General features: G+C 62.7%; 17 protein-coding genes and 1 pseudogene. 7 read left to right on the top strand and 11 right to left on the bottom strand.

What is annotated here, in order from left to right; all coding sequences use genetic code 11:
- Positions 1-18: 18 nt before the first annotated feature.
- Both AC1Z3O_RS28260 and AC1Z3O_RS28255 read right to left on the bottom strand, forming a co-directional pair.
- Positions 19-1,296 (bottom strand): adenylate/guanylate cyclase domain-containing protein, encoded by a 1,278-nt coding sequence (locus AC1Z3O_RS28260; protein ID WP_483519612.1) that lies wholly within the window; start codon positions 1,294-1,296, stop codon positions 19-21.
- Positions 1,297-1,762: 466 nt separating this feature from the next.
- Entirely contained in the window at positions 1,763-1,894 is a 132-nt protein-coding gene (locus AC1Z3O_RS28255; RefSeq protein WP_483522158.1) for a hypothetical protein, read from the bottom strand.
- Positions 1,895-1,906: 12 nt separating this feature from the next.
- Between AC1Z3O_RS28255 and AC1Z3O_RS28250 the strand changes: the two are divergent.
- From AC1Z3O_RS28250 to AC1Z3O_RS28240, 3 genes and pseudogenes are all read left to right on the top strand, one after another.
- Positions 1,907-2,431 (top strand): annotated as a pseudogene (locus AC1Z3O_RS28250) (aldehyde dehydrogenase family protein); the annotation flags it as partial.
- A 34-nt stretch (positions 2,432-2,465) separates the two neighbouring features.
- Positions 2,466-3,533: a maleylacetate reductase gene (locus AC1Z3O_RS28245; RefSeq protein WP_483519610.1), complete on the top strand. Its 1,068-nt coding sequence runs from the start codon at positions 2,466-2,468 to the stop codon at positions 3,531-3,533.
- 42 nt (positions 3,534-3,575) lie between these two features.
- A complete protein-coding gene (locus AC1Z3O_RS28240; protein ID WP_483519608.1) occupies positions 3,576-4,460 on the top strand; it encodes an intradiol ring-cleavage dioxygenase in 885 nt (294 codons plus the stop codon).
- Between the two features lie 281 nt (positions 4,461-4,741).
- Here AC1Z3O_RS28240 and AC1Z3O_RS28235 read toward each other — a convergent pair whose 3' ends face one another.
- Positions 4,742-5,296: a TetR/AcrR family transcriptional regulator gene (locus tag AC1Z3O_RS28235; protein ID WP_483519606.1), complete on the bottom strand. Its 555-nt coding sequence runs from the start codon at positions 5,294-5,296 to the stop codon at positions 4,742-4,744.
- Between the two features lie 154 nt (positions 5,297-5,450).
- Here AC1Z3O_RS28235 and AC1Z3O_RS28230 point away from each other — a divergent pair, with 154 nt between their 5' ends.
- The 3 genes from AC1Z3O_RS28230 (at position 5,451) to ggt (ending at position 9,243) form a co-directional block, all read left to right on the top strand.
- Positions 5,451-6,287: an alpha/beta hydrolase gene (locus AC1Z3O_RS28230; protein WP_483519604.1), complete on the top strand. Its 837-nt coding sequence runs from the start codon at positions 5,451-5,453 to the stop codon at positions 6,285-6,287.
- A gap of 287 nt (positions 6,288-6,574) precedes the next feature.
- On the top strand, positions 6,575-7,144 hold the full coding sequence (locus AC1Z3O_RS28225; RefSeq protein ID WP_483519603.1) for a P-loop nucleotide/nucleoside kinase family protein: 570 nt from the start codon (positions 6,575-6,577) through the stop codon (positions 7,142-7,144).
- A 362-nt stretch (positions 7,145-7,506) separates the two neighbouring features.
- Positions 7,507-9,243, top strand: coding sequence for a gamma-glutamyltransferase (ggt, locus tag AC1Z3O_RS28220; protein ID WP_483519601.1), 1,737 nt, complete (start codon positions 7,507-7,509; stop codon positions 9,241-9,243).
- Between the two features lie 234 nt (positions 9,244-9,477).
- On the opposite strand, the gene AC1Z3O_RS28215 is transcribed toward ggt, so the two are convergent.
- From AC1Z3O_RS28215 to AC1Z3O_RS28190, 6 genes are all read right to left on the bottom strand, one after another.
- Positions 9,478-9,882: a hypothetical protein gene (locus AC1Z3O_RS28215; protein WP_483519599.1), complete on the bottom strand. Its 405-nt coding sequence runs from the start codon at positions 9,880-9,882 to the stop codon at positions 9,478-9,480.
- A gap of 197 nt (positions 9,883-10,079) precedes the next feature.
- Positions 10,080-11,474 (bottom strand): FAD-binding oxidoreductase, encoded by a 1,395-nt coding sequence (locus tag AC1Z3O_RS28210; RefSeq protein ID WP_483519597.1) that lies wholly within the window; start codon positions 11,472-11,474, stop codon positions 10,080-10,082.
- A gap of 255 nt (positions 11,475-11,729) precedes the next feature.
- Positions 11,730-12,257, bottom strand: a complete 528-nt coding sequence (locus AC1Z3O_RS28205; protein ID WP_483519595.1) for a DUF3455 domain-containing protein — start codon at positions 12,255-12,257, stop codon at positions 11,730-11,732.
- A 77-nt stretch (positions 12,258-12,334) separates the two neighbouring features.
- Positions 12,335-12,967 (bottom strand): malonic semialdehyde reductase, encoded by a 633-nt coding sequence (locus tag AC1Z3O_RS28200; protein WP_483519593.1) that lies wholly within the window; start codon positions 12,965-12,967, stop codon positions 12,335-12,337.
- Between the two features lie 317 nt (positions 12,968-13,284).
- Positions 13,285-13,530, bottom strand: coding sequence for a hypothetical protein (locus AC1Z3O_RS28195; RefSeq protein ID WP_483519591.1), 246 nt, complete (start codon positions 13,528-13,530; stop codon positions 13,285-13,287).
- A 660-nt stretch (positions 13,531-14,190) separates the two neighbouring features.
- On the bottom strand, positions 14,191-15,396 hold the full coding sequence (locus AC1Z3O_RS28190) for a tetratricopeptide repeat protein (protein WP_483519589.1): 1,206 nt from the start codon (positions 15,394-15,396) through the stop codon (positions 14,191-14,193).
- Positions 15,397-15,826: 430 nt separating this feature from the next.
- Here AC1Z3O_RS28190 and AC1Z3O_RS28185 point away from each other — a divergent pair, with 430 nt between their 5' ends.
- Positions 15,827-16,963 carry a zinc-binding dehydrogenase gene (locus AC1Z3O_RS28185; protein ID WP_483519587.1) on the top strand — a complete coding sequence of 379 codons (1,137 nt, stop codon included), beginning with the start codon at positions 15,827-15,829 and terminating at the stop codon, positions 16,961-16,963.
- 58 nt (positions 16,964-17,021) lie between these two features.
- Here the strand turns inward: AC1Z3O_RS28185 and AC1Z3O_RS28180 are convergent, their stop codons facing one another.
- Both AC1Z3O_RS28180 and AC1Z3O_RS28175 read right to left on the bottom strand, forming a co-directional pair.
- On the bottom strand, positions 17,022-17,285 hold the full coding sequence (locus AC1Z3O_RS28180; RefSeq protein WP_483519585.1) for a DUF302 domain-containing protein: 264 nt from the start codon (positions 17,283-17,285) through the stop codon (positions 17,022-17,024).
- Positions 17,286-17,441: 156 nt separating this feature from the next.
- On the bottom strand, positions 17,442-19,994 hold the full coding sequence (locus AC1Z3O_RS28175) for a winged helix-turn-helix domain-containing protein (RefSeq protein WP_483519583.1): 2,553 nt from the start codon (positions 19,992-19,994) through the stop codon (positions 17,442-17,444).
- Positions 19,995-20,165 lie beyond the last annotated feature (171 nt).

Genomic DNA, 20,165 nt, shown 5'->3' with positions numbered 1-20,165 from the left:
AGGCGGGCGGGCCGTATCTTATCCGATCGGGTGCTGTACATCAGGCGGCCGCTTCTTGCCGGCAGGTGGACCACTTCGGCCTGTCAGGAACCACGTATGAACGGTGCCTAAGCCTTTCGCCTCGATGGCTCCCCGCTCTTCCACCAGGAACGGTTTTCCGAGCAAGCGCCGAGTGGCATCCGTCAGTTGCACGCGCCCGGCGACGCCCTGGGATTCCATTCGGCTGGCAGTGTTGACCGCATCGCCCCATAAATCGTAGATGAACTTCCGTTTGCCAATGACGCCAGCGACCACTGGGCCACTATTCAGTCCGATCCGCATCTGCAGATTGAAGCCCCTGCGCTGATTGAATAGCGCGAGCGCATCGATCATATCCAGGGCCATATGCGCAGCTCGATCCGCGTGATCCTCCGCTGGCATCGGTAGCCCAGCGGCGGCCATATATGCGTCCCCGATGGTCTTGATCTTTTCGAGACCCCGGTCGTCCGCAATCGTATCGAATTCGGCGAAGATTTCGTTGAGGATGGTCACCAACTGCTCAGGACTCATGCCAGCCGAGATCCGGCTGAATGCGACAATGTCCGCAAACAAAACCGTGACCGCAGGAAAGCTGTCCGCGATGATTTCCGGAATGGTGTCGGCGATCAAGTCCGGGCGCGTCTTCAGCCGCTCCGCGATGGGATAGGGCAGAAGATTGAGCAGTAGCCGCTCGGACAATTTCTGCTCGGAGACGATTGTGTCGTAAAGCTCCTGGAGCTCATCGCGCTGACGACGGATCAGTTCCCAGCTTGCACGCAGTTCTTCATTCTTACGCGCTATCGCTTCCTCGGCGCGTCTTTTCTCAGTGATATTGCGGCCTTCCGGAAGCAGAAATACCACGTTGCCATCCGAATCTTTAATGGGCAAAAGCGAGAAATCAGCGATGATAGTTTCCTCGCCCGTGGCTTGGCCGTAGACCTCAACATCGTACCGAACGAACTCCCCTTGGCTTGCACGGCGGATCGATTCACGCAGCATTTGCTGTGTCTCGGCCGATATGACCCACCAGCGAGCTTCCCAGAACGGCTTTCCGCGAATGTCGTCCATGCGTATGCCCACTGAATCCAGGGCCGCCCGGTTAATTTCAAGCATGTTGCCGTGCACATCCAGGAGGCCGACGAACTGGTACATCTCGTCCAGCATGATGCGCGCGAGCTTATCCCGCCTGGTATCGAAATCATCACTCGCAGAAAGCGTTACATCGCGTACGTGAAGCGCTTCAGCGTCGGCGGAAACTCGACCGTTGTTGGTAGCCATGCTTCACCTCTCAACCTGCCAGCAGAATGCGCGGGGCGCGTGCGTTGCAGGACGGCAGGCGCCTTGATGCAGTTCAGTACTGTTATAGCCGCAGGATTCGTGAGCTGATGAAGTCGATGAGGACTCTCGCTCGCTATGCTGGAGCGGCACAGCGAGCGACCAGGACAGCAAAGCGGCTATCGCGATAAGGGGGCGCTCATGGTCCTGACGTTCTCGCGCCATCGCGCGCCGGGAAAGCGCCCCGCCTAGGCAGAATGCCGCGCCCAATGCCTAGTCCACGTCGCTTGCGGTGCAGCAGGTCAAACCGTCCTGTCTAGTTGGCCGACCTGACAACTAGCCCGACGTGACCTGCGCACGACGGTCCGTTCTATGGTGCCGCCTCGCAGGGAGCGGCGTCCGTAGATCGCCGCGAACCGCCGTTGTCTATCCTTCCAGCGAGTATGGGGCCGAAGGCACGTGGATTCAGCTATCGCATCAATCCGACCAACCCGAGCGCGATGCCCGGCACAAGAATGACCAGCACCAGGGCGATGACATTGGCGGCCAGGAACGGGATCGTGCCTTTGAAAATGGTGCTGATCGACAGCTCCGGCAGCATGGTCCTGACCAGCTCGATCCGGATACGGAGATGGGACCGCTGCCGTCGGCGCAGCATCGCGACAAGGTCCTGTCCTATACCGGCGTGGCGCGAGAGCAGGGAGGGCGCGTGCTGGCCGGTGGCCGGGCACCGGCGCTTGCAGGGCTGGAGAAGGGCTATTACGTAGAGCCCACCATCGTCGAGGCCAGGCCGCATGATCGTGTGGCGCAGGAGGAAGTGTTCGGTCCCTTCGTCACCGCATTGCGCTTCGGCAGCGACGACGCAGCGCTGGCCATCGCCAATGCCACCGAGTACGGCCTCGGCAGCGGCCTGTGGACGCGCGACCTGAGCCGCGCCCACCGGATGGCCAATGGCATCCAGGCCGGCATGTGCTGGATCAACTGATACAAGCGGGTGAACCCGGGCAGCCCGTTCGGCGGGCTGGGCCAGTCCGGCTACGGTCGCGAGATGGGTTTCGAGGCCATGCACGACTACACTGAAGCGCGGTCGGTATGGGTCAATGTGGACGCCACGATACCGCCGCACTTCAAGCGCTGAAGCACTCGGTCAGGTCAATTCGTCAGGAGGGGTGATGGAATCGTTTGTCTACCAGGCCACACCGTCGCGGGTGGTCTTCGGGCCGGGCCGGCTGGCAGCGCTGCCGGACGAGGTGAAGCGGCTCGGCGCGCGGCGCGCGCTGGTGCTCACCACGCCGGAGCAGCGGCCGCTCGGCGAGCGCGTGGCCGCGCTGCTTGGAGACTGCTCGGCGGGCGTCTACAGCCAGGCGGTGATGCATGTGCCGATCGAGGTGGCGCAAGCCGCCCGGGACGAGGCCGCGCGGCTTGGCGCCGACTGCTACGTGGCGGTCGGTGGCGGCTCCACCATCGGGCTCGGCAAGGCCATCGCCCTCGTTTCGGGGCAGCCCATCATCGCCGTGCCAACCACGTACGCCGGGTCGGAGGTCACGCCGATCTATGGCCTGACCGAAGGGCGCCTGAAAAAGACCGGCCGCGACCAGCGCGTGTTGCCGCGCACCGTTGTCTACGATCCCCAACTGACGCTGACCTTGCCGGCCGAGATCTCCGCCGCCTCCGGCATGAATGCGATGGCGCATGCGGTCGAGGCGATGTATGCCGAAGACGCCAACCCGATCATCAGCCTGATGGCGGAGGAGTCGATTCGCGCGCTGGCCGGGTCGCTGCCCGCCGTGGTGCAACGGCCGGACGATATCGACGCCCGCGGCCGCGCCCTGTACGGCGCGTGGCTGGCAGGCGTCTGCCTGGGCACGGTTGGCATGGCGATCCATCACAAGCTTTGCCATACGCTCGGCGGTACGTTCAACCTGCCTCATGCGCAGACGCACGCCGCAATGCTGCCGCATACCGCCCACTACAACCACGCCGCCGCGCCGCGGGCGCTGGAACGCGTGGCGCGGGCACTGGGCGGCGGCGAGGCGCAGGATGCCGGCGTCCTGCTGTTCCGGCTGAACCAGTTGCTGGGCATCGCCACGGCGCTGTCGGCCATCGGGATGCCCGAGGGCGGGTTGGACGAGGCCGCGCTGCTGGCCTGCACCAACCCCTACTACAACCCCAGGCCCGTCGAGCGCGAGGCAGTCCGGGCGCTGCTCGGACGCGCCTGGCGCGGCGAAAGCCCGGCCTGAATGCGGCAACCACGAGAAGAACCACGAGAAAGGAAGGACATCATGGACGCAACCTCCCACGCTGCCGCCGAAGCCGCGCTGACCGAGCAGGTCGTCGCCCGCTTCGCCGATACCCCCGACCCTCGCCTGCGCATGTTGATGCAGGGGCTGGTTCGCCACTTGCACGCCTACGTCCGTGAACTTGAGCCGACGGAAGCAGAGTGGTTTGCCGCCATCCAGTTCCTGACTGACACCGGCAAGATGTGCGACGGACTGGTCCGCCAGGAATTCATCCTGTTGTCGGACACGCTGGGCGTGTCGATGCTCGTCGATGCGATCAACCATCGCCAGTCCACGGGCGCCACCGACACCACCGTCTTCGGCCCGTTCTACATTGCCGGCATGCCCGATCGCGCCTGTGGCGAAAACATGGCCGTCACGCCCGGTACCCCGGCGCTGGTCCACGGCCGCGTTTTCTCTGCCGACGGCACCCCGTTGCGCAACGCCGTGCTCGACATCTGGCAGACTGCGGAGAACGGCATGTATTCCGGCCAGGACGCCGCCCAGCCCACTGGCAACCTGCGCGGCCGCTATTGCACCGACGAGGAGGGCTACTACGCCATCCGCACCATCGTGCCGGTGAGCTATCCGATCCCGACCGACGGGCCGGTTGGCCGCATGCTCACCGCCACCCGGCGGCATCCGTGGCGGCCGGCCCATCTGCATTTCATGATCGATGCGCCCGGCCATCGCAGGCTGGTCACGCATCTGTTCAATCAGGGCGATCCATACCTGGACTCGGATGCGGTGTTTGGCGTCAAGGAGTCACTGCAGGTGGCCTACGAGGAACGGCCTGCCGGCTATCCGCTGGCGCGGCGTTTCGGCATCGAAGGCCCGTTCCGTGAAGCACGCTATGACTTCGTCCTCGACCCGGCCTCGCAAGGATGATCGCAATGCCTCGCTTCTATGCCATTTTCGCCACCGACAAGCCCGGCATGCTGGCCACGGGCGAGCCATCCTGCTGGCGGCGGCATACTCGTCATCGCCCCATGCCGTAGCCATCGCCACGCTGGTCGGAGCCGTGTGGCTCGCCTGTGCAGCGGTGATCCTGCGCAGTCTCCATGAGATGTTCGCGTAGTCGCGAGCGACGAAGCGCGGAGAGGCGCCGTCGGCCCAAGGCTCGTAGCACGAATAACGGCCAGCCTGCAGCAACGACAAATGGAGCGCGGTCAGCTCAGCCCAACTACCTGGCGCGCCGTGCGACGAAAGGTGGTCGTCACCGCGTCGCCGTCGAGGTAGACACCGACGAGGGCGGCGTCACGCAGTAGTACCAAGGCGGCGGCGGCTTGGTTTGCGTTCGGGATTCCCGCCGCCTTGCACACGGCACCGAGCTTCTGGCGGAACCAGGCCCTATGCCCGTCGATGACGTCGCGAATCTCTCCATCGGGGTATTCGGCTGCGGCGTTGATGAACGGGCAGCCACGCCGGTGATAACGATGGGCGTCCTCAGCGATCCCGTCAATGACCGCGACCAGCAGGTCGGTAGGGCTGCCGCCTGCTGCATCTGCGGCGGCGAAGTAGTTGCGGATGATCGCGTCCTCGCGCCCTAGGTACGCAACGACCAGACCTTCCTTGCCTGCGAAGTGCCGGTACATCGTGGCCCGGGTGACTCCCGCTTCAGCCAGGATTCGGTCAACGCCCACGCCCTTGATGCCTTCGGCGTAGAAGAGCGCCGACGCCACCGCGAGGAGGCGGTCACGCGGTGAATGCGATTCAGTGTGCATGTTCATTTCCGAACTATAGCTGAGCGCACTTGACAACAGGCCGCGGAAGGAGTCTGATAGAACGATCGTTCTTTCTGCATGCCTCACATGTTCAGAAGATCTCGATAAGCCACAGGCATGGTTTTCGTAACCCAACGATCATGGGAGCGGTCATATGCAGGTAGAAGCACGTACAGACACGGTTGTACTGATCCACGGTCTCTGGATGACGCCGTTGTCTTGGGAGCATTGGGTAGCCCGTTACGAGCAACGAGGAATGCGGGTGATTGCGCCTGGGTACCCAGGGATCGAGCCGGGTATTGCCGGAGTCGAGGCGCTCCGGCGGGATCCAACACCCTTGGTGAACCTGGGCGTGCGCGAGGTCTTCGATCACTTGGCCAAGGTGATCGCCGCCCTCGACACGAAACCGATCATCATGGGGCATTCGTTCGGCGGGGCTTTTGTTCAGCTCCTCCTCGACGCCGGCTTCGGCGCGGCCGGCGTCTCCATCGACGGTGCAGCGGTGAAGGGGGTGTTGGCGCTGCCTTTCAGCGAGATCAAGGCAACGTTCCCGGTCCTGCGCAACCCGGCCAACCTGCGCCGGGCGGTGCCGATCACCGAGAAGGAATTCCACTACGCGTTCACGAACAACTTGAGCGTCGAGGAATCGAAGACTGTCTATGAGCGGTACGCCGTCCCCGTGTCGGGGCGGATGTTGTTCCAGGGAGGGTTCGCGAACTTCACCCCGAATGCCGCGACAGCCTACAACTTCGCCAACGACAAGCGCGCACCGCTACTCTTCGTTGCTGGCGGCAACGACCACATCCTGCCGCCGGTCGTGCAGCACGAGAATTTCGAGAAGAACACCAAGCACTCGCGGGCGATCACTGCATACAAGCTGTTCGCAGGCCGCAGTCACTACACCTGCGGCGAGAAGGGCTGGGAGGAGGTCGCCGACTTCGCGCTTGACTGGGCGCTCGCGCCTGTCGCGGGAAACCTCGACAAAGGCTGACACGCCCGCGTCGCCGTGACAAGGGCGCGGCCTAACAGTTCGAGCAGGCCGATTTCGCTTCGCGGCATGGCTTAATTCAGGTTCTTTGCCGATCTGCGGGGTGGCTTACTGCTTGCGCGCATAAGCGCGATTCGCTATGCTCTGGCGCATGAACCGATCGCACATCAACTCGATTATTTGCGCCGACACGTTGCCGGCGGGATAGCTATCGACTTGAGTTCAACGTCATGACAACCCGCCCGGAAGGCGGGTTTTTGCTTTCTGGGCATTGAATGGAGCGCCTGGAAATGCTGACTGCAAAGAAGAATCACGGTGCGGCGTGGGATGCCGCGACAACCCTCCATATGGTCTGCGGCAAGATCGCATCAGGAAAGTCGACTCTCACGGCGACGCTTGCTGGCGCTGAGCGAACGATACTGATCAGCGAAGACGTTTGGATGTCGCGCCTCTATCCGGGCGAAATTCTGTCGTTCGAGGACTATGTCCGCTGCGCAGGGCGCATCAAGAATGTCATTGCAGAGCATACGCATTCCCTGCTCTGCGCAGGTGTCTCCGTGGTACTCGATTTCCCGTTCAATACCGTTGCATCGCGCGCGTGGGGTCATGGCCTGTCGAAGCGTGCCGGATGCGGACACCGACTTCACTATCTTGACGTAAGTGACGAGGTTTGCAAGACGCGCCTGCGCGCGCGGAATGCGCGAGGAGAGCATCCGTTCCAGACTTCGGAAACCGAATTCGAGCAGATCACACGCTACTTCGTTCCCCCTGACCTGGCAGAAACGCTTGACATCGTGACTTACGACGAAGCAGGCACCGTCTGCGGTCGCAGCGAACATGATATTGGATCATCAACGTAAGTGCGATTCCATCGTCCGCTCCTGACCGACCGCGATCAAATGGCCGGGATGGGGCAATCATGGTTTTCCCGTATCAATGCCGTCGTCCGATGACGCTAGCTGAAGCGTATCTTCCCATACCACGCTGAACCGCCTGTCGCTGCAGGATGATGAGTCATGAGGGTGGCGGCAAAGAGGCAGGAAAGTGCGGAATTTCTGTGAGAAGATTGTCTGCCCTGGCAGTCGCCGAATGCCGGCGTACTGCGTCTGGTGTTTATCAGAACGACGCCAGAGGCCGACAAGTGCAAGGCGCATGCGTACGTTTTCGACGTTTTCGCTTATATAAGTTCTTCTGAATAACGGCATTCACCCGGGGGGAGTCTATGAAATCGAAATCAGGTTTGCGGTGGTACACCGCAATTGCGACCCTGTGTCTGACTACGAGTTTTGCGCCGTCGTCATACGCTGCTTCTGTTGCCCCAGTCGCCGCCGAGAACGGCATGGTCGTCACCGCCCAACATCTGGCTACCAGGGTGGGCGTGGATGTGCTCAAGCGCGGCGGCAATGCGGTCGACGCCGCGGTCGCAGTGGGCTACGCGCTGGCCGTGGTGTACCCGGCAGCGGGTAACCTGGGTGGCGGCGGGTTCATGACCATCCAGCTTGCCGATGGCCGCAAGACCTTCCTTGACTTCCGGGAGGTCGCACCCAAGGGTGCCACCGCGAACATGTACCTTGACAAGGATGGCAACGTTATCAAGGGTGCCTCCACCAAGGGCCATCTCGCGGTAGGTGTTCCCGGCACGGTGTCCGGCATGGAATACGCGCGCCGGAAGTACGGCACCATGAAGCGCGCCGACCTGCTTGCACCGGCAATCAAGTTTGCCGAAAACGGCTTCACGCTCGACCAGGGCGACGTGGACATGCTGCACACCTCGACCAAGGACTTCCAGGAGGATCCAGCCTCTGGAGCGATCTTCCTGAACAAGGGGCAGCCGTTCGAGGTAGGCCAGAAGCTGGTGCAGCACGATCTGGCAAAGACGCTGAAAGCGATCAGTGCCATGGGAACCGAAGGCTTCTACCAGGGCTGGGTGGGCCAGGCCATTGTCGCTTCCAGTCGCGCTGGAAAGGGCCTGATCACGCAGGAAGACCTGGACTCCTACAAGACGCGTGAACTGGCGCCGGTGGAGTGTGACTACCGCGGCTATCACGTTGTATCCGCACCGCCGCCCAGTTCGGGTGGCGTCATCATTTGCGAGATGCTGAACATCCTGGAGGGCTATCCGCTCAAGGAACTGGGCTATCACTCGGCGCAGGCAGTGCACTACCAGATCGAGGCCATGCGCCATGCCTACGTCGACCGCAATAGCTACCTGGGCGATCCGGACTTTGTGAAGAACCCGCTCGACCGCCTTCTCGACAAGAACTACGCCGCCAGGATTCGTGCCGTGATCGATCCGAAGAAGGCGGGTGTGTCGAAGGACATCAAGCCGGGTGTGGAGCCGCATGAGGGCAGTAACACCACGCACTACTCGATTGCCGACAAGTACGGCAATGCGGTGTCGGTCACGTACACGCTCAACGATTGGTTCGGCGCCAAGGTGACGGCGGCGAAAACAGGCGTGCTCCTGAACGATGAGATGGACGACTTCACCGCCAAGGTCGGCGTGCCGAACCTGTATGGCCTGGTACAGGGCGAGGCCAACTCGATCGCCCCAGGGAAGCGTCCCCTCTCGTCGATGAGCCCAACCATCGTCACCAAGGACGGTAAGCCGGTGATGGTAGTGGGAACGCCGGGCGGCAGCCGGATCATCACGGCCGTCATGCTGACGATGATCAATGCCATCGACTACAACATGACCGTGCAGGAAGCCGTCGACATGCCGCGCTTCCACCAGCAATGGCTGCCCGATCTTACCAATGTGGAGGACTACACGTTGTCGCCGGACACGCGAAAGATCCTCGAAGATATGGGTCATCACTTCGGGCCGCCGCAGCCGGCCAATCACCTGGCGGCGATCATCATCGGCGCGCCGTCACTCAACGGCAAGCCAGTGGGAAATAACCGCTTCTATGGCGCCAATGATCCGCGTCGCAACACCGGGCTGGCAGCGGGCTATTGATCGGCCGTCATGTGATGGAAGCCCGCTTCGGCGGGCTTTTTTTGTGCGATGGCTGAATGGTGGAACGCCTTCGCGAGAAGCCATCGTTCCCTGCCATGAGCTGAACGGCGCCGTGGCCTGGCTAACCGGCTCATGCGCATCATGATGTTGCCTGTCTGTGTCTACCACCGCCTTCATCGCCAAAACGGCGAGATAGAAAAACCGGCGGCGCAGCAGCCCAGTACGCTCTAGTTGCTACTGGGGGGAAGGCGGATTCAACAGCTGACTCAACGGCTTCAGTGGGCCTATTGGGAGGAGCGAGAATGTCATCAAGTGCGCTTTCCCCAAGGGAAGCGCCTCAAGCATTTCATGCGCTTGACTGACGTCCGTAACGTTCAGGATGAACGCCACCCCAGCCCGGTCTTGCAGTGAGTACCACTGGTCAATCTTGCCCGCGAGGTAGAGCTGCGCCGTCTCGCGAACTTCGGTTGGAAGAATGCGTTGGACAAGTTGCATGTCAGTGCCCGGCGGAAAGGTGCCAATCGCCAAGATCTTCGTGGTTGGCGTGGTTGGCATCGGAGTGGTTTGCGCCATGGCGACTCCAGCAGAGGCGACCAGCACAGAGGCTGTTGCCAATCTAAGAAGAAGGCGTTTCATCATGCGGCATGGTCGTAGATGGCCGACCTCGGTCAACTGAGGGGAGGGCGCCAGTCGGAAGGTCCTGTCCCTGGACAGCCTTTCGTCTGGGCGCCATCTCAACGGTAGTTACGGCATAAAGATGAAAGGCCATCGGATGTCCTTTCTCCCGCATGCGGGAGGGGGCCACCGCCGGTAGCAGGTCATGACCAGGCCGGTTCCTAAGACCCGCTGGCCGGGGCAATGTTCTGGTTCGCTCGGAACAGGTTCTGCGGGTCGTATGTCCGCTTGATCTGCGTGAGCCTTGCGTAGTTCGGCCCGTAGGCCGCGCCGATGCGGCCGGTTTCCTCCTCGGTCAGGAAATTGACGTAGACGCTACCGGCGGCGAGCGGCTCGGTGGCGCGGAAGAAGTCGCGCGCCCACGCGATGCAGGCCTGGTCTTCCTCGGGGCGTTCCCAACGGGCATGCACGTTCATCACGAAGCGGGCGTCGCGGGGGTGGTAGGCCATGGCGTCGGGCGCGACCCGGCTGGCCTGGCCGCCGATCAGGCCGATGAAGATGTCGGTCAGCGGCGACGGCAGGCGCGCGGCGTAGTCGACCATGGTGTCGATGGCCTCGTCCGGCAACCTGGCGAAGTTGTGCGACTTCCAGTAATTGCGCGCCCCGGGGCCGAGGAGCGGGTCGAACATCTTTTGCCACGCGGTGTAGGGCATCACGCCGATATGAGCCCCCAACGGTGTGCCGAAGGCCTGCACGGGCGCGAGCAGCGCTTGCCCTTGGGCCGGGTCACCAGCGTAGAAAACCGGTAGCGCGAGCACGTCGGTACCGTGCACGGACGGCGGCAGGAACGGTAGCGGTGGCGCCTTGCGCAGCACCACCCAGACGCTCAGGTCATCGGGCATGGTGTCGACGAAATCCCGGTACTTGCGCAGCACCGACCTGGCCTCGTCGGCGGGGAAGACGATCAGGCCGGCCAGCACGTCCGGTCCCACCTTGTGCAGGCGGAATTCGAACAGCGTCACCACGCCGAAGTTGCCGCCGCCGCCACGCAGTGCCCAGAACAAGTCGGGATGCTCCTTGGCATTGGCAAGCACGCGCTGGCCGTCTGCCGTCACCACGTCGCAGGAGACTAGGTTGTCGATCGTCATGCCGTATTTGCGCGACAGCCAGCCGAAGCCGCCGCCCAGCGTCAGGCCCGCCACCCCGGTGGTCGAGTTGATGCCCAGCGGCGTGCCTAGGCCGACCGCCAGCGCCTCGTGGTCGAAGTCGCCCAGCGTGGCGCCTGGCTCCACATACGCGCGATGGGTGGAAAGATTGACCTGTACGGACCGCATGCGCGAAAAATCGATCACCAGTCCGTCGTCGCAGAGGGCACTGCCGGCGATGTTGTGGCCGCCGCCGCGCACGGCCAGCCGCAGGCCGTTATCGCGGGCGAAGTTCACCGCCGCCACCACGTCAGCCACGCCGGCACACTGCACCATCAGGGCGGGGCGCTTATCGCACATGGCGTTCCAGATCGTGCGCGCAGCGTCATAGCCGGCGTCGGTGGGGGTCAGGATGGTGCCGCGTACGTTCTGGCGCAGCGCGTCGACGCGGTCATTCGGAATCGCAGGCATAGCAGTCCTCCTTGCTCCGTACATCGGCCGGACGCCGCCGGGCGGACGAAGCCCCCCGGATGCCTGGCCAGCGTAGTCCGAACCTTCTACCGATGCATAAAACGAGCCATCCGGCACCGGAGGCCGGTCTTACGACTACGGCACGCCTGGGTGGCGTGCAAAATGCCTCCGACTGTTACATCGCTGATACAGCCTAATGAGGCGCTGGTTTGGAAGTCTCTACGCATTGGGCAATGCTGCATCTAATTCGCATAGCTATTCCAGGAAGATATAGTCCGCCCGATATGGCATCCGATTTTCCTGTCCCTCCAGTGTGCAAGCCTGAGGGAGAGCCTGTCCGCCTAGCGTATTCAGCCGTTGCACGTAACGCGTCCTCGCAAGCTTGCCAGCTCCACCGGTGCTCGTTGCCTGTAACAGCAAGAGTGGAATGCTGTCCGGTTCCTGGGCATTGGGCATTTGCCGCAATACCTTGCCGGTCACCTTGCTGCCATCAGGCGCTTCCCAGGTCGGTCCAGAGTAATGTTTGACGACGAGTTGCCCCGTGTCATCCTTTAGAGTTGCTTCTGGCGCCGAGAAGATCCATAACAACCGGCCGTCGTTCGCGCGCTTGCACTGATAAATCTGTACTCCGGATGCGTGCAACACCGCGATCGTTCCGCGTGCGTCGGTGGGCTGGAGTTCGGGCGGAGCAGAAGTCCTCACTGTGGCACACGCAACGAGCGCGCTTGCCATGCAAAGTACAGTGAGATCCGCTTTGCGAAAATGCCGAGAACCTTTCGACATTCGGCCTCCTTACCTTGACCGGAGGACAGTATTTCCCGAGCGACGTTGCTAGTCGCGTTGGCGCGGGTCCGAGCGCCTCAGAGCAGTTTGCATGCTTCGTCGAATTCCAGGCGAGGGCTGCGCGGAAACAGCTTGGCAGTGTCGCCATAGCCCAGATTGCACAGGAAGTTCGATTTCACGTGACTGTCCGGGAAATATTCGAGCTGAAAGGCATTTTCCTTCGGGTCCGCGGGAAAGAACTCGTGATCGACCTTGGCATTGTCGAAGCCGGACATCGGTCCGCAGTCGAGCCCCAGCGAACGGGCTGCAATCATGAAGTACGCACCCTGCAGGGAACTGTTCCGCCTGGCGGTGGTGAGAGCGAGTTCCGGCGTCTCGGCGAACCATGCGCGTGCGTCGGTATGCGGGAACAGCTTAGGCAGAAGTTCGTAGAACTTGATGTCGTAGGCGATGATGGCGGTGACCGGCGCGGCCATGGTCTTCTCCGCATTGCCCGGTGCCAACGCAGGCAGCAGGCGCTGCTTGGCCTCAGCGGTACGCAGAAACAGTATGCGCGCGGGAGAACAGTTGGCGCTGGTTGGACCCCATTTCATCAAGTCATAGAGCTGCCGCAGGGTTTCGTCGCTCACGGGCTGGTTCAGCCACGCGTTGTGCGTACGTGCCTCGCGAAAGAGCAGATTCATGCCTTCTTCACTCAAGCGCTTGCTCACGGTTGTCTCCTTGTACCGGGATGGAACACGCGGTGGCCCGACCGGCTCGCCGCTTCTATCCAGCATAGCCGGTGCCGATCGCGCCGCGGGGCCGGCTTCTGCGCAAATCCACTTGCCTCCACCATCGGCCGTGCCATCAAGGGCAGGGCATGGTTGCCGGCCTGCCAGCATTCAGCGCGCGAGCATCCGAACGTGTGCGCTAACGGGTGGGCGTTGTTCGAACATAACGCCCGCTCACCGAGATTCTGCTGGTTGCCGGGGAGGTTATGTTTGAGCGGAGGCGAAGGGCAGGGGTGTCTGCCGGCGGCGCCGGCATCTCAGTCGGCCGTGGACAGGCAGCCACGGGGCAGGGCAGAAAAATCGAAATGGGCGGCCGCATACACGGCGTTGCACGCCCAGACTTCTTTCCCGTCTTTGTAGAAGGTGACCCACTTGCCGTCGCTGAGGCAATGGGCGCCGGGAAACACCTCATCGTGACCGTTGCCCATATCCAGTGGGAAGGGCGCATGAGGCACGGCCCAGTAGTGGCCGCTCGGTAAGGCTTCGATCGATTTACGGGACATTCTTTTCAGCACCATGCCATTAACGCGCAAGCTCGCCGCCGCCCCAAAACGGTTCGTGTCAATCCTGCCAAAGCGTGACACCGTCGCGAGACAGTCTCGTGTAGGCTCACTGCGCATCGCCTCTTGCCTATCCAGTGTAATTTCACCATGGGGCCAACCCTCCGCATCGCCATCCGAGCGCTCGGCATCGGCGCCATCATTGTGATCATCGCCGTTGTCTCACGGCAAGTCTATCTGCGAGTGGCCGCGGACGCTGACTTAGACAGCTCGGATGAGGAACCCGCGGCAATGATGTTGATCCGTTGCGAGACGATGCATTACCGCCTGCAGAATTCGCCCAGGCCCGCCGACACCGCGGATGCTGACGAAGCATCACACGCTCGTTGTAAGGAGTCTTGAGTCGGAGCGCTTCTGATCAGTCCAGAGATTACGCTGCTTGTGTGAAGCTGACGGGCTGCCCACAGCAAGCGCTGAGGCAGAGGGGCTTGGTTCGTCGCCGTTCTGGCGACCTCGAATCGCCTAGTCGGAATGGTTACCAACACATTGCCGCCATCCGAAGAAGCGAAAGGGGAAGGCAAGGGATTCAGGCGGCCTCCTCCATGGGATTGAGCTGGAAGCCGAGCGCGGCGGCACGTCGTTTGAGCGCGGCGATGCTGCGACCTAGGCAGCGAGCTCAACTGCTCTTGTCTCAAGCAGATCGATTAGTATGCGCTCAACACGACTTCCACCGACGCCAACGCGTTGATCTGCAGATATCAGCTTCAATGTATCGGCTGCCTCAGTGTACTGCCCTCTAGCATACTGACTGACAGCATCAACCAGCCTGAGCGAGAGCCGCGTCTGGTCGCTGGGTTCCTTGGCGGTGATAGCCGCCTTGCTTCGCTCAAGCGCAGCAATATCGCCCGCCGATGCCTGAATTCCAGCAAGATGCAGTGCTACAAACGGATGCGACAGCATAGAGTTGAAGCGCTCGGACAGGGCCGAAACCGCGGCTGAAATCGGACGCGTAGCCCCTGTGCGCAGGTATTCGCGCAACAAAAAGCCGCCGCAATCGGCCAGAGCCAACACCGGACCACAGCGAGTGGTCTCTGGTGCGCAGTAACGTTCATAGCGCTGCCATGCCTGCTCGGTTAGCCCCAACTGCCACTCTGCCAGTGCCAGGTGCCACTGCACATGACCATACATGACGCCGCCTTCCGCTGACAGGCGGTGCTCATTTAGCCAGTTACCGAGCAATTCCAATGACTCTCCAGGTTCACCCTGATCGTGCAGCACATGCGCATAGCTATGGATAACGTAGAGCGCCTGTGGGCGCCGCTGCAGTGCTCGCTCGACAAGTGCACGCCCACGGTTCTGATCACCGGCCTCACTGGCCGCGAACCCAAGGCGTGCGAGCCAGGCCCAATCATCCTGCAAACTGGGATCGACCGATTCCATGATATTCAGAACGCGCTCAAGCTTGCGCGCCCCGCCATAGAAGATGAGATAACCACAAAGCTGCGAGATGACTAGCAGGTCACTGGGATTGGCAGCGATGTAGACCTCAGTAGCCGCAAGGTTGGTGTAGGGGTCTTCAAGCAGGCCAAGGAGCGCGGAGACATGCGCACGCTCCCAGGGCAGTGCAGCTCGTGCTGCCAGTAGCGCACGCTCTTTGAAGAAATCGGCGTCCGCAGCCCCGGAGTCTTTGGCAAGCATATGGCGCGCAGCCAGGGCCAGGGCGAGATTGCTGTCTAGCGCCAAAGCCTGATCGAGGGCTTCCGCAGCGCCCGCCTCAGAGCCGAGGATTCGATCAACAGCGAGCTGATACCGTTCAGCAGCTTCTGGATGGTCAGTAGTAAGACGTCTACCGGTACGCGCATCAATCATATTGGCTCCTTGAGTTGCAAATTGCTGATGCGATGCGCTCCAAAGCTTTCAGTGTAGTTCAGCCCGCTGGCCATCACCGGAACCCGGAGACTGCCCGTGTTGCCCTACACTCCTACCCTGGTTGAACCGGGCAGAACTGGCTTTGATGCGGTGTAGTGTCGCCCCACGTGGCTTGCCAGCGCCTGCCGTCACGCGGCTCATCAAGGAACCGCGGAGTGATGGCATTGCCTGAGGTTCGTGACAACTATGGCGGAAATTCAGGTCATGCGTCGGCCGACAGGCCATCATGCATCGCACTGATAGCGGTAGATGGCGGTCAGCTCTCCCAGTACGGGATTCGCAGGAACTTGCTACATTGCTGACTGCTGGCGAAAACAGCCCCACGCTGCTGCCCCGCTCAACGCAAACCGACAGACCAAGGAGACATTGAATGCACAGCGCACTTCAACTTCGTTCGCAAATCAAAAGCAGCGGTGAACTCGAGCTGTCGCTAGACAGCATCGACACGCCGCACCCTGGTCCGGATGAAGTGCTCATCCGCATTGAAGCCTCTCCCCTCAACCCGTCCGATCTCGGCCTGCTGTTCGGTGCTGCGGACATGAGCACGGCCAAGGCCGGCGGCACGGCCGAGCGCCCCATAGTCACCGCGCGCGTTCCGGAAGGCGCGATGCGCAGCATGGCGGGCCGCCTGGATGCGTCCATGCCGGTTGGCAATGAGGGCGCGGGAGTGGTCGTCGAGGCAGGCTCGTCCCCTGCGGCGCAAGCCTTGATGGGCAAGACTGTGGCTGCCATCGGCGGCGCGATGTACTCGCAGTACCGCTGCATTTCCGCGGACCAGTGCCTGGTCCTTCCCGAAGGCGCCACACCTGCTGACGGCGCGTCGTCATTCGTCAACCCGCTCACAGCACTGGGCATGGTCGAGACCATGCGGCTCGAAGGACATAGCGCCCTGGTGCACACCGCCGCGGCCTCCAACCTGGGCCAGATGCTCAATCAGATCTGTCTCAAGGATGGCATCAAGTTGGTGAACATCGTGCGCAAGCAAGAGCAGGCGGACCTGCTCAAGGCACAAGGTGCGGTCCACGTCTGCAACGCCGCGTCGCCCACGTTCATGCAGGACCTCACCGAGGCACTCGTCTCCACTGGCGCAACGATCGCGTTCGACGCCACGGGCGGCGGCAAGCTCGGCGGCCAGATCCTCACCTGCATGGAAGCGGCCTTGAATAAGTCGGCCCGCGAATACAGCCGCTATGGCTCGACCACCCACAAGCAGGTCTACCTCTATGGCGGCCTGGACACAAGCCCGACCGAGTTTAACCGCAACTTCGGCATGGCGTGGGGCATGGGCGGCTGGCTGCTGTTCCCGTTCCTGCAGAAGATCGGGCGCGAGCGGGCCAACGCGCTGAAGCAACGCGTGGTGGCGGAGCTGAAGACCACCTTTGCCAGCCACTACTCGAAAGAGATCTCGCTGGCCGAGGTACTGGACCTGGACGTGATCGCCGTCTACAACAAGCGTGCGACCGGGGAGAAGTACCTGATCAACCCGAACAAGGGCCTGGCTGGATAAATCGCCCCGGGAGCGCCTTGGGCGCCCACCGTGTCAAGAATCAGCCTCTGCGCCATAGTCAGCGGCGCTGCGTTCCGCTGCCGGCCGGCAATGGGTGAGCGCCTTCCAGTTCCGTGGCGGTGTAGAAGCTCACACAGGTGCTGCCCTGACAGTCATCGCGCACCAGCACGCGCAGGGGGAAGTCCAGCGCAACGCTGGGTGCCGCGAGTATCAATGGCGTTGCCCGCTTGGCGTTGCCATAGATCTGCACCTGCGTCGGCGGCATTGCCAGACCGGCGTTGCGTGCGGCCTCAGCATGGTCAATCCGCGTGAAGATCGTCATCCCCTTGTCCAATTTGCCGGCCACGGCCGGCCGCGGCCGTCTCTGACCGACCCATCTCGGGCGTTCGGCAAGATCAAGCGAGCGACCGTATCGGGCCCAGGAGCGGTCGCGCGTCGCCATCATGACGAGCGGCGCGGGACTCCTGACCGGAAGACCTCACAAAAGGCCAAGTTCCCTCGCGCGTGCCACGGCTTGCATTCTGTTGCTTGTGCCCAGCTTGCCATTGATACGGCGGAGGTGGGTCTCGATGGTATTTTCAGAAACAAACAGCAAGCGTGCCAAGGCCTTGTTGGCGTGCCCGTCGGCGACACGCCGGATGATCTGGAGTTCGCGAGGACTGAGAAGGTCTTCCTGTTCGCCGCGCACGGGTGCACTGCGCTTCGATGGGACCTTCACAGCCTGCACCAGTCGCTCCAGATACCGCGTATCGAAGACATGCTGCCGCGACGCCAGCGATGTCAGCAGCGGCTCCAGATGCCAGGGCTCATCGGCGAGGATCCGATGTGTCTGCCACGCCTGCCCCTGTGCCAGGGCGCGCTCAAGCCAGATCAGCGCTTGTGCTGACCGGCCCGCGGCATGGTGCGCCTGTGCCAGCAGCCAGGCAAGGCGCAAGGCACGGCGCGCACGGCCGCTCTTCTCGGCACGGCGTAGTGCCGTTTCGATGCGCTCCACGTCAGCCTCCTCATCTGTGGCAACCAGCGCAATACGAATGCCGGCGATCTCGAGATCGTCGAGGTCGTCCGAGTAGCGCATCAGGGTGCCGGAAGGGGGCGCCAATGACGCGGCCAGGACCAATGCATGCCTCGCACTGGAGATATCCCCAGCCAGCAAGGCAAGCCGGCTCCTGTCAATGGCGGCAGCCATGCTCAGGCTGGCGATGCCGCGTGCGTCGCCAAGTTCCTGGAGCGTGTTGAGCTGGTCAAGGGCCTTGCCGGAATCGCCGCCCAGCCACGCGATGCGCGAAGCAACCCGATGGGCCACGATCAGGTGGTCCGGCAGGCAGGTGTCGCGGATCAGAGGCAGGTACTCGCTCAGCAGGGCATCGGCTGCCGCGCTGTCACCGAGTTCGTAGAGCGCTTCGGCCAGCAGCGTGCACGCGACCGGGCCCGAGCTCGTGTAGCGTTGCCCGGCGGCAACGATGCGGTTCAGCATGGCGCTGAAGCGGGCAAGGCCGTCGCGGACGTTGCCCTGCAACATGTCGATCATGCCTTCGATGCATGCGCTGTAGGTCAGTCCGTAGATCGCATTGACGGATTCGAGCTCGCGCTTTGCCTGCAGCAAGGCATGCCGCGCCGGGACAAACCGGCCCTGCAACATATCGCCGTACGCCATCGCATTATGGAGCAGTCCGCTGACAAAGGGCGACGCGGGCTCGCCGCCGGCCAAGGCCGTGCGTGCCGCCAGGACCGCATCGTCCATCCGGTCCAGCCAGGCCGACAACATGACACGCAAGACGGTTACGTCTTCCTCGTGGCTGATTCCGGGATGTTTCTCCAGCGCGCCCAGCAGGCGTTCGGCGGGCGCATACCGGTGCAAGAAAACCATGGCGTACGCAGCCGCTGCCAGCACGGCTGGGCGCCGTTCAAGTTCCGCGTGCGGCAGCGTGTCCACCCACTGCACCACCAGGCTCATTTGCCCGCCACGTACATAATCCATGCCGCATCGTTCGAGGAGGTCTGCGGTCAGCGCGGTATCACCGGCGGCCGATGCATGGGCGATGGCCTGGGCGTAACGGGCCGTCGATGCCAGCCAGTGCGCCGCGCGCACATGCAGCTCCGCCATTTCGTGCACGGCGGTGCGCGAGAGTTGCGCGCGAAGGAACTGCCTGAAGAGGGGATGGTATCGATACCACTCGCCTTCCGCCTCGATCGGTAGCAGGAAGAGGTTGTCACTGACGCTCTGCGCAATCCAGTCCGCGCTGTCCGCGCTCCCGAACGCCGCATCGCATAGCTGGGGGCAGAACGCATCGAAGATGGACGAGCGCAGCACGAAGCGGCGATGGGGCTCGGACAGCCTGGACAGCACGTCTTCGGCCAGGTACTCAGCAAGGTTGCCGGATGCGCCGGAAAGCTGCTGCAACCATGCCCGCGAGTCAGCGTGGCCGGCGAGGGCCGAGGCCGCGAGCTGCAGTGCCGCTGGCCAGCCTTCGGTGTGGATCTGGAGTTCACCGAGGTCGGCATCCGCCATGCCAATGCCGCGGCAGCCTGTGACGTAGTCACGGATTTCGCCGGCGCTGAAGCGCAACATCGCCGCGTCGATCTCGAGCAGGCGCTGCTGCACGCGCAGGCGCCCAAGCGGCAGGCCCGGCTTGTGCCGGGATCCAAGTACGAGACGCTGACCTGGCGCCAGGCTGAATGCCAGTTCGCTGAAGAGGGACAGCACGCTGCTGTCCCTGATCAGCTCGAATTCATCCACAAACAGCACGAATGGCGTCTCCACCCGGGACAGTACGTCGAGCAACTGCCGGGCGGACCCTCCTGGCAGCCCCCGCGAGGCGTCGATCCAGGGACCGGTCGACGGCGCTTCCCCAAGCGAAGGCACCGTCGAATGCAGGGCTGCCCAGAGGTAAGGCGTGATCCGGCCAAGGTCGTTGTCGGCGCTATCGATGTTCAGCCAGGCAGCCGGTACGCCTTGCTGGCGCGCTACGCTCAGGAGCTGCCGCATTGCGGTGGTCTTGCCAAAGCCGGCCGGTGCGCATACGAGCGTCACGGCTGCGCGGCTCTTCGCCCAAGTGGCAGCAATGGCACTTCGCTCGACGCCTGGCCCGATCTCGCCGGGCGGCGCTAGCTTGAGCGGATTTAGCGGAGGGCCGGAGAAAGGATCGTTGCCAGGGAGCATGGGCACGGTTCGACGTTGGCGGCACGAGGGTGGGGACGATCA

The organism is Cupriavidus sp. 09_S30 (genome assembly GCF_056930435.1).
This window is presented reverse-complemented; position numbering and strand designations above follow the sequence as displayed.

Excerpts from the sequence above, each read along its gene's own strand:
- AC1Z3O_RS28260 (WP_483519612.1), bottom strand. The coding sequence starts at position 1,296 with ATGGCTACCAACAACGGTCGAGTTTCCGCCGACGCTGAAGCGCTTCAC.
- AC1Z3O_RS28255 (WP_483522158.1), bottom strand. The coding sequence starts at position 1,894 with ATGCTGCCGGAGCTGTCGATCAGCACCATTTTCAAAGGCACGATCCCG.
- AC1Z3O_RS28245 (WP_483519610.1), top strand. The coding sequence starts at position 2,466 with ATGGAATCGTTTGTCTACCAGGCCACACCGTCGCGGGTGGTCTTCGGG.
- AC1Z3O_RS28240 (WP_483519608.1), top strand. The coding sequence starts at position 3,576 with ATGGACGCAACCTCCCACGCTGCCGCCGAAGCCGCGCTGACCGAGCAG.
- AC1Z3O_RS28235 (WP_483519606.1), bottom strand. The coding sequence starts at position 5,296 with ATGCACACTGAATCGCATTCACCGCGTGACCGCCTCCTCGCGGTGGCG.
- AC1Z3O_RS28230 (WP_483519604.1), top strand. The coding sequence starts at position 5,451 with ATGCAGGTAGAAGCACGTACAGACACGGTTGTACTGATCCACGGTCTC.
- AC1Z3O_RS28225 (WP_483519603.1), top strand. The coding sequence starts at position 6,575 with ATGCTGACTGCAAAGAAGAATCACGGTGCGGCGTGGGATGCCGCGACA.
- ggt (WP_483519601.1), top strand. The coding sequence starts at position 7,507 with ATGAAATCGAAATCAGGTTTGCGGTGGTACACCGCAATTGCGACCCTG.
- AC1Z3O_RS28215 (WP_483519599.1), bottom strand. The coding sequence starts at position 9,882 with ATGATGAAACGCCTTCTTCTTAGATTGGCAACAGCCTCTGTGCTGGTC.
- AC1Z3O_RS28210 (WP_483519597.1), bottom strand. The coding sequence starts at position 11,474 with ATGCCTGCGATTCCGAATGACCGCGTCGACGCGCTGCGCCAGAACGTA.
- AC1Z3O_RS28205 (WP_483519595.1), bottom strand. The coding sequence starts at position 12,257 with ATGTCGAAAGGTTCTCGGCATTTTCGCAAAGCGGATCTCACTGTACTT.
- AC1Z3O_RS28195 (WP_483519591.1), bottom strand. The coding sequence starts at position 13,530 with ATGTCCCGTAAATCGATCGAAGCCTTACCGAGCGGCCACTACTGGGCC.
- AC1Z3O_RS28190 (WP_483519589.1), bottom strand. The coding sequence starts at position 15,396 with ATGATTGATGCGCGTACCGGTAGACGTCTTACTACTGACCATCCAGAA.
- AC1Z3O_RS28185 (WP_483519587.1), top strand. The coding sequence starts at position 15,827 with ATGCACAGCGCACTTCAACTTCGTTCGCAAATCAAAAGCAGCGGTGAA.
- AC1Z3O_RS28180 (WP_483519585.1), bottom strand. The coding sequence starts at position 17,285 with ATGACGATCTTCACGCGGATTGACCATGCTGAGGCCGCACGCAACGCC.